At 65.6% G+C, this 2,600-nt stretch carries 2 protein-coding genes; one reads left to right on the top strand and one right to left on the bottom strand.

Features of this window, described 5'->3' with window-relative positions; translation table 11 throughout:
- Nucleotides 1–650: 650 nt before the first annotated feature.
- A complete protein-coding gene (locus tag ACFQ36_RS22100) occupies nt 651–1,118 on the top strand; it encodes a hypothetical protein (RefSeq protein ID WP_377017619.1) in 468 nt (155 codons plus the stop codon).
- Nucleotides 1,119–1,419: 301 nt separating this feature from the next.
- Here ACFQ36_RS22100 and ACFQ36_RS22095 read toward each other — a convergent pair whose 3' ends face one another.
- The gene (locus tag ACFQ36_RS22095) at nt 1,420–1,623 is read right to left on the bottom strand and encodes a hypothetical protein (protein ID WP_377017617.1); all 204 of its coding nucleotides are present in this window, start codon (nt 1,621–1,623) and stop codon (nt 1,420–1,422) included.
- Nucleotides 1,624–2,600 lie beyond the last annotated feature (977 nt).

The raw sequence follows: 2,600 nt of genomic DNA, 5'->3' as shown, positions 1-2,600 counted from the left end.
GCACCCGGGAGGGTGTGGGAGAGCAGGACACCGCCGCACAATCCTTGGGCAAAGGCCCCGCCAACGACGGCGGGGCCATTGCTGTATACGCCGGGTCAGGGGTGTCACAGCCCTTCCGGTCCGCGCTGCGATGCCGTCGCGGAGATACCACCAACGGCCACGCCCTTGAATCCGTACATCTCTTCACGTTTCGTGATGAATCCGACTCCGGGGGCGCATGAATAGGCCGCCTTTCCGCCGGTGCTTCCGGGCATGACCCTAGTGGTATAGCTGGCGCCGTTCACAAATCCCTACCCGGTGCGTTTGATGTGTGTTTGGGCTGCCTCGTAAATTTCGGACAGCGGAGCGGTTGTTTTTCTACGTTGTCTGGGAAGGCTGCCGGCAACTGTGGTGGACCTCGTTGGGGTACCGGTAGTCGAGGTCCGAGAGTCTTCACCGGCTGTTGCAGAAGCCTTCGAGGTAGCGGATGACATGCCGTCGGGCTACGTCTTCGCGGCGCAGGCGGTGCGGTGGACGCACTCGATCTTCAGCGCCGGAAAGAATGACTCGACCGGCGCATTGTCCCGGCATACCCCGGTCCGGGTGCCTGACGGCACCCCGACCGACGGCGGTGGTGGCGTCGCGCAGCGCGGTCCAAGGCAGCCCGGCGCATGTGGGCGGCCTCCGGGACGCCCGCGGGCTTCTTCGAACAGCAGTCGATCACGGTGACCGGGCAGATGAAGCTGGCCCGCAGACGGGTGATGTCGCCGAGGAACCCGGCCCTGGAACGGTCCGGGATCACCGCGCGCATAGTCTGCCGCACCGGCTCCGGCGGACAGCGGATGCCTTCGGCGGCCAGGTCTGTGTCGATCCGGCGGTATCCGTACGTGCTGTCCGAGGCATCGAAGAAGCGTGGACGCACCCTGCCGGCGGCCCATCTTCACCAGCGGCAGGGAATCCGGCAACGGGGCTTGGGAATCGATGAATTCATATTCCGGCCACTGCCCTGGTTCCTATGCGATAACCAAGCGGCCGCTTTTTGGAAGCGCGCTCCCGGCCCGCAGCTCCCGGCTCTCCCGCTCGAGCTCCTTGAGCCGCGCCTGCTCCGAAGCCGTCAGCCGTGCTTCGGCGGCGGCTGAGCCGTGTTCCTCCCGGTTACTTCCTCAGGTGCACAGCGTCCCGGCCCGACGCCATTCTCCTCGCCCGCGGCTTTAATGGTTTTGTTCCTGGAGATGGCTTCCCGGCACAGCTCGTCCTTGAATTTCTGGCCGAGCCGCCGGCGCGCAGACATCCTGCAGATTCCTCTCGTAGTCCCCAAAATCTTAAGAGGGCCCGCTGTCCGAAATCCCGAGGCCGGAGAACTACCGAATTTGCCGGTTGCCTCATTGCATACCTCCGGCAAAGGTACTTCGTTGCGTCATTTGATTTCCTCCGTGGGGATCAGACGTTCCGGGTCCAATTGACGGCGGATTTGATGCGCACGGGTGTCTTGGCGGGAGTCGCCGGCACATCGTGATTCCTGGTGACCTTCGCGCCGTGGTGGTACTTTTCGATGAGCTTCTGCCGGAGCGGCAGGTAGTCGGCGAAGACCCGGTCCGGTTCCCAGAGCTTGTATGGGCCTGGCCGGTTCGGCCGTCGTGTCACAGTGCAGGTAGCCGTTGGCTTGCCGGCACCTGCCCGGTTCTTCTGCTTCGCCGGCACGCCACCGTTCTTGTTCCAAGGCCGGGATCGGGTGAAGGTGATCTGCTGCCTGGTGTACGAGGCGAGCAAGTGTTGGTTGGTGAACCCGGAGCCGTTGTCCGAATCGATCCCCGGGAAGGGGCCGGGAACACGGCGATGACATGTTGCAGGGTCTCGAAGACCGATTTCGCGGCCTTGTTACGCGCCGAGTGGTTCACCGTCCAGTCGGTGGCGATGTCGGTCAATGTGAGGGCGCGGCAGTACTTGCCGGCGACGTTGCCGCCCGGGTGGCCGGCCGGGCCGATCTCCACGAAGCCGGGGATCGCGTCGTCATCCGGCCCAGGTACGGATCCTGATCTGGGATTCGAGCAGGGACCCGGGCCTGATGTGCGATCGTCCCTGCGGCAGCCTTTTCGCTCGTTCGGGTGCGAGCTTGCGATCGTTGCCGAGCTGATGCGCAGCAGTTGCGCCTGCACGTCTGTCACCTCCAGGTCTCCGTCGCGGCGCAGCAGCGGCACGGGCAGCATCGGGGGCCGGCAGTTTCGGCCGGGGCACGCAACAGCGCCCGCAGGTGGTCAAAGGCGGCAGTAACCCGGGTCCGTAGACCGGTGCCTGCCCGGCCGGAGGGGACCGCCCTCAGCACCAAGGCCTCCGGCATGGGCCGCCCGCCCGTGGTCCCGTGCCAGCCGGTCAGCCCGCCCGGGATCCGGGTCTTACCGGCCCCGTCGGCACTCCGGTAGGCCGTGGCCTGCTTCCTCGTCACGGCCTCGCGTTGGTTCATCGTCAGCTCCCTGAAACGGGCCTACCCCGCAGCCCCGGCACCGGGACGGCGCCGCACACGGAGGTTTTTCCATAAGGCAACGCGTGGAGTTGCGCGGGGGTGGGAGGGCGTGTATTGTATTTCGAGTCGCTGCTGCTGAAGCAGGTGAACGGCGGCGAAA

The sequence above is a fragment of the Arthrobacter sp. GCM10027362 genome (genome assembly GCF_042679445.1).
Lineage (GTDB): Bacteria > Actinomycetota > Actinomycetes > Actinomycetales > Micrococcaceae > Crystallibacter.
Note: the sequence above shows the minus strand (reverse complement) of the source record. Positions and strands in the feature narration are given on the sequence as shown.